Source organism: Castellaniella sp. FW104-7C03, assembly GCF_040276085.1.
GTDB lineage: Bacteria > Pseudomonadota > Gammaproteobacteria > Burkholderiales > Burkholderiaceae_B > Castellaniella.
On record NZ_JBELOK010000001.1, the window covers coordinates 334,968 to 347,814 of the forward strand.

Consider the following 12,847-nt stretch of genomic DNA (forward strand, 5'->3'; position numbering starts at 1 on the left):
ATGAATCAGGGAGCCAAAGGACACTTTGCCAGGGCCTGGATACGGGCAGCACGCAGATCCGCCCGTATCCGGGCGGGATCACCGCCGGCGGCACGGGCAACCGCCCCGGCATCAATCTGGCGCACAGCCTGCAAGCGTTGCTGCCAGGCAGCCGCGTCGACGGCGGGATCCAGGCAGGCTGCAATTTCCAGCAGCTGCAGGCAGCGCTCGGGGCGCCTCAGGGCATCGCAAGCCTCCAGCACATCCAGGCAGGCGGCGGGATCGGGATCCGCACCCAGGAGGGGCTGCAAACCCGCCAACAAGCCTGGGAGCAAACGGGCAAGATCCCGGCAGGCCGTGGGCACCCGTAACTGGGCGTGCAGATCTGCACCAGAGCGGCAGCACAAGACAGCATAACGCTGAGCCAGATCCAGGCTGCACGCTGCCGCACGCGCCAAGGCATCTGCCACCAGAGGGTTCCAGACCAGGCCGGGCGCCACCCGGGGCAAGGCCCCGCACTGGGCCAGCACTGCAAACATCCGCTGAGGGTGTTGCGTGATCAGCCCCTTGGCAAACTCCTGCCAGACGCGTTCGGGCACCAGGGCATCCACCTCACCCGCCTGCACCAGCTCATGACAGAGCGCCAGGGTTTCGGGGGCAATGGAAAAATCATGAAAACGGGCTGCAAAACGCGCCAGCCGCAAGAGCCGCACCGGGTCTTCGACAAAGGCGGGGCCCACATGGCGCAACACCCGATGGGCGATGTCATTGGCGCCATTCAGGGGATCGATCAAGCGGCCATCGGGTGCCCGGGCAATTGCATTGACGGTAAGATCCCGACGCTGAAGGTCTTCTTCAAGCGTGACATCCAGGCCGGCGTGAAACACAAAGCCATGATAACCACGCCCGGATTTGCGCTCGGTTCGGGCCAATGCGTATTCTTCGTGGGTACGTGGATGCAAAAACACCGGGAAATCGCCGCCCACCGGGGTAAATCCGCGCGCCGCCAGGGCTTCGGGGCTGGCACCCACCACCACCCAGTCGCGGTCGCCCGCAGGCAAACCCAGCAGGTCGTCCCGCACGGCGCCACCAACGATGTATACCTCAAGCCCGTCCACGACGGGATCAGAGGCGGATGGGCCAGTGGGCCTGGGCTGCATCACGGCCGGGCGGTTTGAGTGCCATCCAGCGGGCTGACTGTCCCCAGGCGGGCCTTGAGAGAAGCCGGTTTGCCGGAAAACAGCATGGCATACCAAACCGAATTGGACATCACGTTTTTAACGTACAGGCGGGTTTCAGTAAACGGGATGGTTTCAGCAAAGATGGCGCCTTCGACCGGCGCTTGCAGCTGCGATTTCCAGCGTTTGGGGCGCCCCGGACCAGCGTTATACCCAGCGGTGGCCAGAAGCTCGGAGCCCCCCAGGCGCTGCAACACCATATCCAGGTAGCGGGTACCCAATACCGTGTTGGTGTCGAAATCGTTGACCTGGCTAAGACTGAAATCCTTGAGGCCGATTTTGCGTGCCACATACCGTGCTGTGGACGGCATCAATTGCATCAGGCCCGACGCACCCACGTGCGAGCGGGCATCCGTGATAAAGCGTGACTCTTGCCGAATCAGCCCATACACCCAGGCGGGATCAAGATTGATCTCGCGGGCTTTTGCGGCAACACGGCCCTCGAAGGGGGCAATAAAGCGCTGGCTGAAATCGTGTACCTGTCGAGTTTGCAGCGAGGTGTTGACCACGCGGTCGTAGATTTGTTCTGAGCGGGCAAATTCGGCAGCGCCGCGCAACTGAGGATCACTCATACCCCGCAACGCGAAGTTCCATTCGGGAACAGCTTCCCGGCGCCAGCCGAGATCAAACAGGGCCACGGCCCGCTGTAAACCCGGGTTGGCCTGCGCCTGGGCCACCCAACCGCTGTCCAGCGGTGCAGGCTGCGGCGGCAACTGAGGGGTACGGCCCAGTTCTTCGTTGGCCAGTTGGCCATAAAAGCCGAGATCATCGGTGATGGATTGAAAATATTGCTGAGCGGCCTGACGGTTGCCCTGGGCTGCCAGAGCGCGGCCATACCAGTAGCGCCACACGGGCTCGGCTGCCTGGGCGCTACCCATTTTGCGAATGGCGGCCGCCACGCGATCCCACTGAATGGGAGAAGCACGGAGCTCGGCGCGCACCTGCCAGGCGTGGTTATAATCCGTCATGGGTATAAAGCCCGACTTCCGGTACCAACGGGCGGCGTCCGGCTCGACATTGAGCGCGGCCACGAGCCCAAACTGGCCCCACACCCATTCCATATCAGCCTTGGGCACCGCGTGGGCCCATTGATCCTGGACACGCTGTGCCGCTTGAATGCGGTCGTCGCTTCGCGCCAGGCGCGACAAGGCAATGGTGAAAAGCTCGGTGTCTGTGCCTGGCTTTGGCTTCTGACGCCCGGACAGCCATTTTTGCGGATCTTTCATGAGCGCCGCAAACTGAACCATCGCCGCATCATCAAACACCACAGAGGCCAATCGGGTGATATCAGAAGCACGGCCGACTTCGAGGGTGTCTCGCAACATCCCGTTAAGCTCTTTGCGGCTGAGCACGTGATCTGCAGCAACCTGATCCAGCATGGACCAGCAATCTGAATTGGGCTTGAAGGTATCGAGCACCGCCGCAGCATGGGCCGGCTTGCCGGTCATGTGCTGTGCCATCAGCAACGCACATTGCACAGAAGGCCAGGGATCGGGGGGCGGCTGGATGCGCAGGGCGCCGATGTAGTCTTCGGCCCGCACAGAAGCCAGTATCCAGTCGGAGCGAATGCGTTCGTTGAGATAAGTATCGGGACTATCGTGCAAAAACTGCCGCACGGTCTCGTTGGGTACTGGCAGGGTGCGATCCTGCAAGCGATGCTGAAGTGCCCAATAACGCGGGTACTGACCCAGGACAGGATCTGCCTGGGCCAATGGCGCCAGGCGATCGAGATCAGACCAGCGGTGTTTTTTTACCGCATCATAGGCGTCTTCGACGGCCTGACGCGCAGCCGCCGGCACCACTGGCGCCACCCACGGCGAGACGGCCGGAGGAGCAATCTTGGCTGCGTTTTGCACGGTTTTTGCCGGTTGCGGATTTAAGGCGGCCACCTGCGGTGTTTGATCAACCTGCTGCGGCGCCGGGGCATGAGCCGCCGCACAACCGCTAAGGCCAAACACGGCGGCCAACCCCCATCCCATCATCCTGCGCCCCGACGCAGATACACCGGGCCGTACACTGGTACTGAAACCAACATCCTGCCGCCTGGCTTGCGTATCCCTTAGAATGTCCAAGCTCATCTAGCCCACCCCGCACAACATACTGCTTATGAATCAGAACGCACAGGATAACGCAGTCGCCCTCCGGGCGCGACTCAAACAGAAACGCAGCGCACAGCCGGCAGCCGACAAAGACCGCGGTGCCCTGCTGATCCGCGGCCGCCTGTTTACCTGGCTGGCCAGCCAGCGCACGTCCTTAAAAAATGCCGGCATGCCGGACGTACGCCATATCGCCGCGTTTTGGTCGATGGCCGACGAGCCAGCCTTGCAGCCCCTGCTGCGGCAATGGGCACAGGATGACTCATTGACACTTTCTTTGCCTGTGGTAACCGCCCCGGGGCAAGCGCTGGCGTTTCGCCTCTGGACACCCGACACCCCGATGCAAACGGGTGCCTACGGCATCCTCGAGCCCCAGGGCCCAGAAGCCCCGCCACCGGACGTGATGCTGGTACCCACGCTGGGGTTCACACGGCAGGGCGACCGCCTTGGCTATGGCGGCGGCTACTACGACCGCACCATGGCTGCCCTGAAGGCAGCCGGCCATCGCCCCCGGGCAAGCCTCGGCGTAGCCTGGGCGTGCGGCGACCTTAGCGCTGAAACCTACCGGCCCGCGGCGCATGACGAGCGCCTGGACGGCATCCTGACCGACAAAGGCTGGGCGCTGGCGGCACCCAATCTGTGAGAATCAGGCGGGCACCCCGAGGTTATCGCAGATCTGCACCACGGCATCGGCATGATTGAGCGTATAGAAGTGCAGGCCGGGCGCACCGTTTTGCAGCAAACGGGCGCATAAATCCGTGATGACATCTACGCCAAAGGCCCGGATCGAGGCTTTATCGTCGCCAAAATCCTGCAGGCGCAGACGGATCCATCGCGGGATTTCTGCGCCACACATGGATGAAAACCGCGCCAGCTGCGTGTAGTTGGTAATCGGCATGATGCCGGGGGTGATGGGAATCGACACCCCTTTGGCCCGGGCCTGATCAACAAAATCGAAATACGCATCGGGATTGAAAAAATACTGGGTAATGGCGCTATTGGCACCCGCCTGCACTTTGTCTACAAAATGCTGGAGGTCGCGTGCGGCGCTTTCTGCCTGCGGGTGCATCTCGGGATATGCCGCAACCTCGATGTGAAACACATCGCCATGGTGCTGACGCACAAACCGCACCAGCTCGCTGGCATAGTGCAGATCACCGGTGTCTCCACCCATGCCAGAGGGGAGATCACCGCGCAGGGCCACCAGACGATGGATCCCGCGGGTGCGGTAGTCATTGAGGATGGCATGAAGGTCATCGCGCGAGGCACCGATGCACGACAGGTGGGGCGCAACATCACAGCCCAGGTTGCTGAGCATCTGCACGGTATCCGCCGTGCCTGTGCGGGTAGATCCCCCTGCTCCGAAGGTGACACTGACATACGACGGGTTAAGCGCCGCCAGCCGCTTGGCCGAACGAACCAGACGCTCTTGGGCCGCGATATCGCGCGGGGGGAAGTACTCGAGGCTGACCTGCGCCGCCTGCGGATTGGAGAGAAGTGGCATAAATTTTTGAAAATGCTTAGTGCAGCAGCAAACCTGCCAACAGACCCGAGACCAGGCTATACACAATGGCGCCGATGACGGCCCACCAAAAGCCGTCTACCTGAAACCCCTTGAGGATGGAACCGGCCCACCAGAAAACCAGTGCATTGAGCACCAGCAGAAACAGGCCCAGCGTGACCACCGTAAGAGGCAAGGTCAGCAGAACCAGCAAGGGCTTGACCAAGGTATTGAGCAAGCCCAGCACCAGTGCAGCAATCAGAGCCGACCCAAAGGATGCCACGGAGATCCCCGGCAGCAGATACGCCACTACCAGCAACGCCACGGCATTCAAGATCCAGACGAGCAAGAGCATAAACATAAGAGATCTCCTTGGACAAACAAAGGGTTAGTAGCGGTAATGATCCGGCTTGAAGGGACCCTGGACAGGCACGCTGATGTAGTCGGCCTGTTTTTGCGACAGGGTGCTGAGCTGCACACCGAGTTTCTTGAGGTGCAGGCGGGCCACCTTTTCATCAAGATGCTTGGGCAGCACATACACTTGACCAGTGGCATAGTGGTCACCACGGGTAAAGAGCTCGATCTGGGCAATGGTCTGGTTGGTAAACGAGGCTGACATCACAAACGAAGGATGCCCCGTGGCGCAGCCCAGGTTGACCAGACGCCCCTTGGCCAGCAGGATGACCCGCTTGCCATCCGGGAAAATGATGTGATCCACCTGGGGCTTGATTTCTTCCCAGGGCAGGTCTTCTACCGACGCCACATTGATTTCGCTGTCGAAGTGGCCAATGTTGCACACAATGGCCTGGTCTTTCATGCGATACAGGTGCTCGCGATCGATGACGTGATAGTTGCCGGTGGCGGTTACGAAAATATCCGCTTGCTCGACCACATCCGGATGGTTGAGATCCACCACACGATAGCCTTCCATCGAGGCCTGCAGCGCGCAGATGGGGTCTACCTCGGTAACCCATACCTGAGCCCGCAAGGCAGCCAGTGCCTGTGCGCAGCCCTTGCCCACATCGCCAAAACCACACACGATGGCGACCTTGCCCGCGACCATCACATCGGTGGCACGCTTGATGCCATCCACCAGGGATTCGCGGCAACCGTACAGGTTGTCGAACTTGGACTTGGTGACGGAATCATTGACGTTGATGGCGGGGATCTTGAGCTCGCCACGTTGCGACATCTGATAGAGACGGTGCACGCCAGTGGTGGTTTCTTCGGTAACGCCCTGAATCTGCGCCAGACGGGTGGAATACCAGGTGGCGTCTTGTGCCAGGCGGGCCTTGATGGCTGCATACAGCACACGTTCTTCTTCGTTCTCGGGGTTGGCAATCACCGAAGCGTCCGACTCGGCCCGTGCTCCTAGGTGCAGCAGCAACGTGGCATCGCCGCCGTCATCCAGAATCATGTTGGCTTGCTCGCCAGGCCAATCAAAAATACGGTGCGTGTATTGCCAGTAGTCTTCGAGGGATTCTCCCTTGACGGCAAACACGGGCGTCCCGCCGGCAGCGATGGCAGCGGCAGCGTGATCCTGGGTAGAGAAAATATTGCACGACGCCCAGCGGACTTCCGCCCCCAGTGCCTTCAGGGTTTCGATCAGGACAGCCGTCTGGATCGTCATGTGCAGGCTGCCTGCAATGCGCGCACCCTTAAGCGGCTGAGATGCGGCGAATTCTTCGCGCGTGGCCATCAGGCCCGGCATTTCGGTTTCAGCAATGGAAAGTTCGCGGCGGCCCCAATCGGCCAGTGCGATGTCGGCAATAACGTAGTCTTGTGCAGTGCTCATGGTTGTCCTAAGCCTGCGCAAACCGAGAGGCGGAACTGCCCACCCTTGCCCGCGCAGGGCAACGATGGACGCCGTTTGTAATGAAGGTTCCTGAGCCTGGCGGCCCGCGATATCAGCCTGTCGGCTGGCGGGCCGGTGCAGCGCCCCTCAGGAGAAAGTGGTGATTATAACGAGAGGATAACCTTGCCGATACAGTCTGGAAAAGCGTCAGGCCATATTGGCTTAGCCACCCACCCGGCTTTCGCGGATCGCTTTTTCCAGGCGCGCGGTACGCTCGTCGGCCAAATGGCTGTTGACAACCAAAATGGCATGAATCACGCCGGGAATCCAAAACAGACACGTCAGAAGAATGTTCAGGAGAAATTGCACCGGCTTGCCGCAAAGCAGAACGGCCACTGGCGGCAGAATGATCGCAAGAAGATAACGCATTGAAAACCCAATATTACTGAAAAGGGCGGGGGCAGAAAGCCCCCACCCGTTGTACGGCAAAACCCGACTTAGGCAGCAGCCTTAAGCGTTTGCACCTTGTCGGTAGCCTCCCAGCTGAACTCGGGCTCGCTGCGGCCAAAATGGCCATAGGCGGCCGATTTTGCGTAGATGGGGCGCAGCAGATCGAGCATATTGATGATGCCCTTGGGGCGCAGATCGAAGTGCTCGCGCACCAGGCGGGCGATCTGGTCGTCGGGGATGACGCCCGTGCCTTCGGTGTACACAGTGATATTGATGGGTTCGGCCACACCGATGGCGTAGCTGACCTGCACCTGGCACTGACGCGCCAGGCCCGCAGCCACGATGTTTTTGGCCACATAGCGCGCGGCATAGGCGGCCGAGCGGTCGACCTTGGAGGGATCTTTGCCGGAGAACGCACCACCGCCGTGCGGGCAAGCACCACCGTAAGTATCAACGATGATCTTGCGGCCGGTGAGGCCGCAATCACCTTGCGGGCCGCCAATCACGAATTTGCCCGTAGGATTGATCAGGAATTTGGTTTTGTCCGTGAGCAGGCCGTCTGCAAACACCGGACGGATGATGTGTTCGATGGCGGCATCGCGGATGTCTGCCTGGGAAATGTCGGGATGATGCTGCGTAGACAGCACCACGGTATCGACCTCGGCCGGCTTGCCATCCAGATAGCGGAAAGTGACCTGGGATTTGGCATCGGGGCGCAGCCAGGGCAGGCGGCCATCTTTGCGCAACTCGGCCTGGCGCTGCACGATGCGGTGCGCATACCAAATGGGAGCCGGCATGAGGTCGGGGGTTTCGTCGCAGGCATAGCCAAACATCAGGCCTTGGTCGCCGGCGCCCTGGTTGAGGATTTCTTCGGGGGAGCGATCAACCCCCTGGGCGATATCGGGCGACTGCTTGTCGTAGGCCACCAGCACAGCGCAACCTTTGTAGTCGATACCGTACTCGGTGTTGTCGTAGCCGATGCGCCGGATGGTATCGCGTGCCACCTGGATGTAATCGATATTGGCGCGCGAAGTGATTTCGCCGGCCAATACCACCAAGCCGGTATTGCAAAGGGTTTCTGCAGCGACGCGGGAGTTTGGATCTTGCTCGAGCAATGCGTCGAGGATGGCGTCGGAGATTTGATCGGCGACTTTGTCGGGATGACCTTCGGAGACGGACTCGGAAGTAAAGAGAAAATCGTTGTTTGCCACAGCGATACGTCCTGTATGAACACCGGACCGACCGGTGCAAGGTTGAACGGAACGCGTTGCACCTCTGATATCGGGGCGCGACGCTTTAGCGGGTAAAACCACACCGCAAACGGCGTGGGGATCGCTCCGCAAGTTGTCGGTTAACTCAGCGATCAGATTGATTTTAAGCGAAAATAGCTTTCATTCGCACAAAGTACCCTGCCCGACAGGGATATTTCACATCCATATGTTGCTGTTTCTGGTTCGTTCTCTTGCTATTTTGCCGCTCTCCTGGCTGCAGGCCATCGGGCGTGTGGTGGGTGTCATTGTCTACGCGTTTCCCGGGCGCTACCGACGTCGGCTGCAGGCTAATGCACGGCGGGCCGGGTACCACTCACCGGCGTTTTTTCGGCAAGCGGCCGCGCAATCCGGTGCGATGATCTTCGAAATGCCGAAAATCTGGTGGCGTACCCAACAATGCATGGCCATCACCCACTGCGATGACGTACATATCCTCCGGGAGGCGATGGCTGCAGGTCGCGGCGTGCTGCATCTGACCCCGCACCTGGGTTGCTTCGAGATGACGGCCCGCTACGGCGCCACGTACGGCCCGCTGACTGTGATGTTTCGCCCTTCGCGCAGCCGACTCCTGGATCCCATCGTCGAATCGGCTCGAGACATGCATAATCTACGGGCCGTGCCCGCCAACCGCCAGGGGATACGGGAGTTTGTGCGCGCACTGCGGCGCGGCGAGTCGGTGGGCATGCTGCCCGATCAGGTGCCACGCGAAGGCGATGGCGTGTGGCTGCCGTTTTTTGGCGACTACGCCCTGACGATGACCTTGGCCGCCCGGCTGGCACTGCAAACCAAAGTGGCGGTTATCCTGACGGCAGGCCAGCGCCTGCCCCACGGCAAGGGCTGGCGCATCCACTATCTGCGTCTGCCCGAGCCCCTGCCCGACACGCCAGAGGCACTCACCTTGCTGATCAACCAGTCGATGGAGACACTCATCCGGCGGTTTCCCGAGCAATATCTCTGGAGCTACAACCGCTATAAACGTCCGGATGACGCCCCGCCCTATCCGGACGAAGCCCATGGATAAGAAACCTCTGTTGCGGGCGGTTCTGGGATACTTTGGCCGTTGCCCGGATCGTACCCGCCTGCGTTGGGGCCGCGTACTGGGCTGGCTCGTGCCCCGCTTGCTGAGGTCCCGCGCGCATATCGTGCGGGTAAATCTGGCGCGCTGTTTTCCTCATCTCACACCTGCCGAGCGCACCCGCATCGAGAAGCGGCATTTCCATTTGCTGGCGCAATCGTTTATTGATCGCGGCCTATGCTGGTTTGGTAGTGAGCAACGCATCCTGGATACCATCGAGCTGCGGGGCGAACATCACCTGCAAGCCCTGCTGGATCAAGGCCGCCCGGTGTTGATGTTTGCACCACACTTTGTGGCCCTGGATGCCACCGCCACCCGATTGCAGCTGTTTCTCAAAGAGGCTGCCTCGATGTACACCCGGCAAAGTGATGCCGACGTCGATGAAATCGTGCGCCAGGGACGCACGCGTTTCAGCCAGGTGTATTTGGTGGGCCGCCACGAAGGCGTGCGCGGGCTGATTCGCCTGCTGCGCAAAGGTGTCCCGGTGTACTACCTGCCCGACATGGACTTCGGCCGACAGGGTGCGGCATTTGTGCCTTTTTTTGGCATTCCCACCGCCACTTTACTATCGGCCAGCCAGATTGCCCTCAACTGGGATGCTGCCGTCATCCCTGTCATCAGCCATCTGGATCTCGAGACGGGCCGCTACCAGGCATGGGTTCAGCCACCGTTACAGGACTTTCCAGGCAACGATAGCCCGGAAGAGGCCACTGCGCGTTTAAACCGCCTGATCGAAGCACAAATCCTGAAAGACCCGGCACAATATTACTGGGTGCATCGACGCTTTAAAACCCGGCCCGAAGGCGAGGCAGGATTTTACTAAGCCACCTTGCGACAAGCCCGCCACCAGCGATTATTTCGATACCCAAATATTCCCACACCTATTTGTCGCATAATCTAATCATGATCTGGAACTTCACCAAAATGCAGGGCGCCGGCAACGACTTCATCGTACTCGACGGCGTGCGGCAAGCCATACATCTCACACCCCAACAAGCCCGGGCGCTGGCCGATCGCCATTTTGGCATCGGCGCAGATCAGATCCTGCTGGTCGAAAACCCGCTCGATCCAGAAGCCGATTTTCGCTACCGGATTTTTAATGCCGACGGCAGCGAAGTTGAACACTGCGGCAACGGCGCCCGCTGTTTTGTGCGCTTCGTGCATCAGCAGGGCCTGTCGCGCCGCAACCCGCTCAAGGCCGAAATCGCCACAGGCCTGATCGTGCTGCACGAGGCCGAGGACGGCCAGGTGTCCGTCGAAATGGGACGCACCCGTTTTGCACCATCCGATCTGCCCTTTGATGCCAGCGGCCTACCCAGCCAGACAGCCGGCGGAGACACCCTGTACCAACTGGAACCAGGTACGGGCATCGACCCCGTCTGGTGCTCACTGGTGGCCATCTCCAACCCCCACGCTGTGGTTCTGGTGGAGGATGTAGCGACGTATCCGGTTGGCCTTATTGGCCCGGCCATCGAAAGCCATCCCCGCTTTGCCCGACGGGTAAATGCCGGTTTCATGCAAATCCTCAATCGCCACCAGATACGCCTGCGTGTCTACGAACGCGGTGCCGGTGAAACCCTGGCCTGTGGCACAGGGGCCTGCGCCGCGGCAGTGGCCGGCATACGCCGCGGCCTGCTGGATAGCCCTGTGCAGGTGGACACCCGTGGCGGAACACTGCACATCGAATGGGACGGCCAGACGCTTCACATGCGCGGCGCGGCAGTCACAGTCTTTCACGGCCAAGTCGACATCGACCAGCTCCTGTCCACTTTCAACGGAACACAGACATGAATCAAGACGCCTTAACCGCTCAGGAAGTAGCCGACTATCTCAGTCAGAACCCGGCGTTCTTTGAAGACCATGCTGATGTGTTTGCTTCTCTGACGGTGCCACATCCACATCAGGCCCGGGCCATTTCGCTGGGCGAGCGCCAGATTCTTACCCTGCGAGGCCGCGTAAAAGAGCAAGAACAACGGCTCATGCAGTTGCTGCATCACGCAGGCGGCAACGAGCGCATCCACCAGGCGCTCATGCAATGGTGCGCCCGCATGCTGGCCGAACCAGACGCGCAGCAAATCCCTGCCCACATCGTCCGCAGCCTCACTGACCAATTCGATCTCGACGCAATTGCCCTGCGCGTATGGAATCTTCCCGCCTTGACGGACACGGGTCTGGCGCAGGATGTCAACGATGAGATCCGCCAGCAGGCCGCGGCGCTGCAACAGCCCTACTGTGGCCCGCTCAAAGATCAGGCCGCAGCCGGCTGGCTGGCCACAGAGCCGGCATCACTGGCCATACTGCCACTGCGTGCGCTCAACCAAGAGCAGCCAGTAGGGCTGCTGGTCATGGGCTCGGCCGATCCGCAGCGCTTCACGACTGACATGAGCACCGACTTCCTGCAACTGATCGCCTCGCTGGCAGGCGCTGCACTGGGCCGTTTGGCGGTGGTGGCGCCAGACGTCGCCTGAGCCCCGAGATGTCGGATGTCGATGCGCCCACTGTCGAGCAATGGCTGCAGGAACTGGCCGGCGGGCAGCGATACTCGCCTCACACCATCGCCGCCTATCGACGCGATCTCCATGCCTTGATCGCGATTTTCCCGGGCCAACCCCTGGACACACTACAAGAGCACCAGATCCGCCAGGCCCTGGGCCGATTGCATGCTCAAGGCCAGCAACCGCGCAGCCTGGCCCGCACCCTGTCGGCCTGGCGCTCGTATTTTGCCTGGCGCGCCCCGATGGCCGGCCTGGCCCGCAATCCAGTCACCGGCGTGCGTGCACCGCGTATCCCCCACAGCCTGCCCAAGGCCTTGTCTGTTGATCAGGCACAGGCATTGCTGGACCGCAGTCACCTGCCACCCGCCGCCACACCGGTTGAACACCGCGATATGGCCATGTTTGAAGTGCTGTACTCCGCCGGGCTGCGCCTGTCAGAACTGGTGGGGCTGGACTGCCAACCCTTGCGCGAAGCCGGATATGAATCCCACAGCTGGATCCAGCTGGACGAACACGAGGCGATTGTGCGCGGCAAGGGCAACAAGACACGCATCGTACCCCTGGGCCGCCACGCCATAGATGCCGTGCAGGCCTGGCTGCAGGTGCGGACACCCTGGCTGCCGGCCAGCCCGGACGCCGACACGCGGGCTGCTTTGTTTTTGGGGGTTCGTGGCAAGCGCATCAGCCCGCGGGTGGTCGAGTTGCAGCTCCAAACCCTGGCCCAGCGCGTAGGTTTGCCCCTGCATGTTCATCCGCACAGCCTCAGGCACAGCTTTGCCAGCCATCTGCTGCAATCGGCACAAGACTTGCGAGCCGTGCAAGAACTGCTGGGCCACGCCAATATTTCCACCACACAAATCTATACACGGCTGGACTTCCAGCACCTGGCCAGCAGCTACGACCAGGCCCACCCCAGGGCCCGGCGCAAACCAAAAACCAAACCCTGA

At 60.9% G+C, this 12,847-nt stretch carries 13 protein-coding genes and 1 riboswitch; of the genes, 6 read left to right on the forward strand and 7 right to left on the reverse strand.

Going from position 1 to position 12,847, the window contains the following annotated elements; all coding sequences use genetic code 11:
- Nucleotides 1–5 precede the first annotated feature (5 nt).
- Together ABS758_RS01505 and ABS758_RS01510 are read right to left on the reverse strand one after the other, a co-directional pair.
- The gene (locus tag ABS758_RS01505; protein WP_350380238.1) at nucleotides 6–1,139 is read right to left on the reverse strand and encodes a tRNA nucleotidyltransferase/poly(A) polymerase-related protein; all 1,134 of its coding nucleotides are present in this window, start codon (nucleotides 1,137–1,139) and stop codon (nucleotides 6–8) included.
- Nucleotides 1,139–3,295, reverse strand: a complete 2,157-nt coding sequence (locus tag ABS758_RS01510) for a lytic transglycosylase domain-containing protein (RefSeq protein ID WP_350379989.1) — start codon at nucleotides 3,293–3,295, stop codon at nucleotides 1,139–1,141. The genes ABS758_RS01505 and ABS758_RS01510 overlap by 1 nt, the downstream gene beginning before the upstream one ends.
- 28 nt (nucleotides 3,296–3,323) lie before the next feature.
- Between ABS758_RS01510 and ABS758_RS01515 the strand changes: the two genes are divergently transcribed.
- On the forward strand, nucleotides 3,324–3,956 hold the full coding sequence (locus ABS758_RS01515) for a 5-formyltetrahydrofolate cyclo-ligase (protein ID WP_350379991.1): 633 nt from the start codon (nucleotides 3,324–3,326) through the stop codon (nucleotides 3,954–3,956).
- 3 nt (nucleotides 3,957–3,959) lie between these two features.
- Here ABS758_RS01515 and metF read toward each other — a convergent pair whose 3' ends face one another.
- The 5 genes from metF to metK all read right to left on the reverse strand — a co-directional run bounded on the left by metF (nucleotide 3,960) and on the right by metK (nucleotide 8,270).
- Nucleotides 3,960–4,817, reverse strand: coding sequence for a methylenetetrahydrofolate reductase [NAD(P)H] (gene metF, locus ABS758_RS01520; protein ID WP_350379994.1), 858 nt, complete (start codon nucleotides 4,815–4,817; stop codon nucleotides 3,960–3,962).
- Between the two features lie 16 nt (nucleotides 4,818–4,833).
- A complete protein-coding gene (locus ABS758_RS01525; RefSeq protein WP_350379996.1) occupies nucleotides 4,834–5,175 on the reverse strand; it encodes a phage holin family protein in 342 nt (113 codons plus the stop codon).
- 27 nt (nucleotides 5,176–5,202) lie between these two features.
- Nucleotides 5,203–6,609 carry an adenosylhomocysteinase gene (gene ahcY, locus ABS758_RS01530; protein ID WP_350379998.1) on the reverse strand — a complete coding sequence of 469 codons (1,407 nt, stop codon included), beginning with the start codon at nucleotides 6,607–6,609 and terminating at the stop codon, nucleotides 5,203–5,205.
- A 59-nt stretch (nucleotides 6,610–6,668) separates the two neighbouring features.
- Nucleotides 6,669–6,764: riboswitch (S-adenosyl-L-homocysteine riboswitch) on the reverse strand.
- 67 nt (nucleotides 6,765–6,831) lie between these two features.
- Nucleotides 6,832–7,038: a YqaE/Pmp3 family membrane protein gene (locus tag ABS758_RS01535; protein WP_350380001.1), complete on the reverse strand. Its 207-nt coding sequence runs from the start codon at nucleotides 7,036–7,038 to the stop codon at nucleotides 6,832–6,834.
- Nucleotides 7,039–7,106: 68 nt separating this feature from the next.
- Nucleotides 7,107–8,270, reverse strand: coding sequence for a methionine adenosyltransferase (metK, locus tag ABS758_RS01540; RefSeq protein WP_350380003.1), 1,164 nt, complete (start codon nucleotides 8,268–8,270; stop codon nucleotides 7,107–7,109).
- A gap of 226 nt (nucleotides 8,271–8,496) precedes the next feature.
- Here metK and ABS758_RS01545 point away from each other — a divergent pair, with 226 nt between their 5' ends.
- The 5 genes from ABS758_RS01545 to xerC all read left to right on the forward strand — a co-directional run bounded on the left by ABS758_RS01545 (nucleotide 8,497) and on the right by xerC (nucleotide 12,847).
- On the forward strand, nucleotides 8,497–9,351 hold the full coding sequence (locus tag ABS758_RS01545) for a lysophospholipid acyltransferase family protein (RefSeq protein ID WP_350380006.1): 855 nt from the start codon (nucleotides 8,497–8,499) through the stop codon (nucleotides 9,349–9,351).
- Nucleotides 9,344–10,228, forward strand: a complete 885-nt coding sequence (locus tag ABS758_RS01550) for a lysophospholipid acyltransferase family protein (RefSeq protein ID WP_350380008.1) — start codon at nucleotides 9,344–9,346, stop codon at nucleotides 10,226–10,228. Before ABS758_RS01545 ends, ABS758_RS01550 begins: the two co-directional genes overlap by 8 nt.
- 80 nt (nucleotides 10,229–10,308) lie before the next feature.
- A complete protein-coding gene (gene dapF / locus ABS758_RS01555; RefSeq protein ID WP_350380009.1) occupies nucleotides 10,309–11,196 on the forward strand; it encodes a diaminopimelate epimerase in 888 nt (295 codons plus the stop codon).
- Nucleotides 11,193–11,873: a DUF484 family protein gene (locus ABS758_RS01560; protein ID WP_350380011.1), complete on the forward strand. Its 681-nt coding sequence runs from the start codon at nucleotides 11,193–11,195 to the stop codon at nucleotides 11,871–11,873. Before dapF ends, ABS758_RS01560 begins: the two co-directional genes overlap by 4 nt.
- An 8-nt stretch (nucleotides 11,874–11,881) precedes the next feature.
- Nucleotides 11,882–12,847 carry a tyrosine recombinase XerC gene (gene xerC / locus ABS758_RS01565; RefSeq protein WP_350380013.1) on the forward strand — a complete coding sequence of 322 codons (966 nt, stop codon included), beginning with the start codon at nucleotides 11,882–11,884 and terminating at the stop codon, nucleotides 12,845–12,847.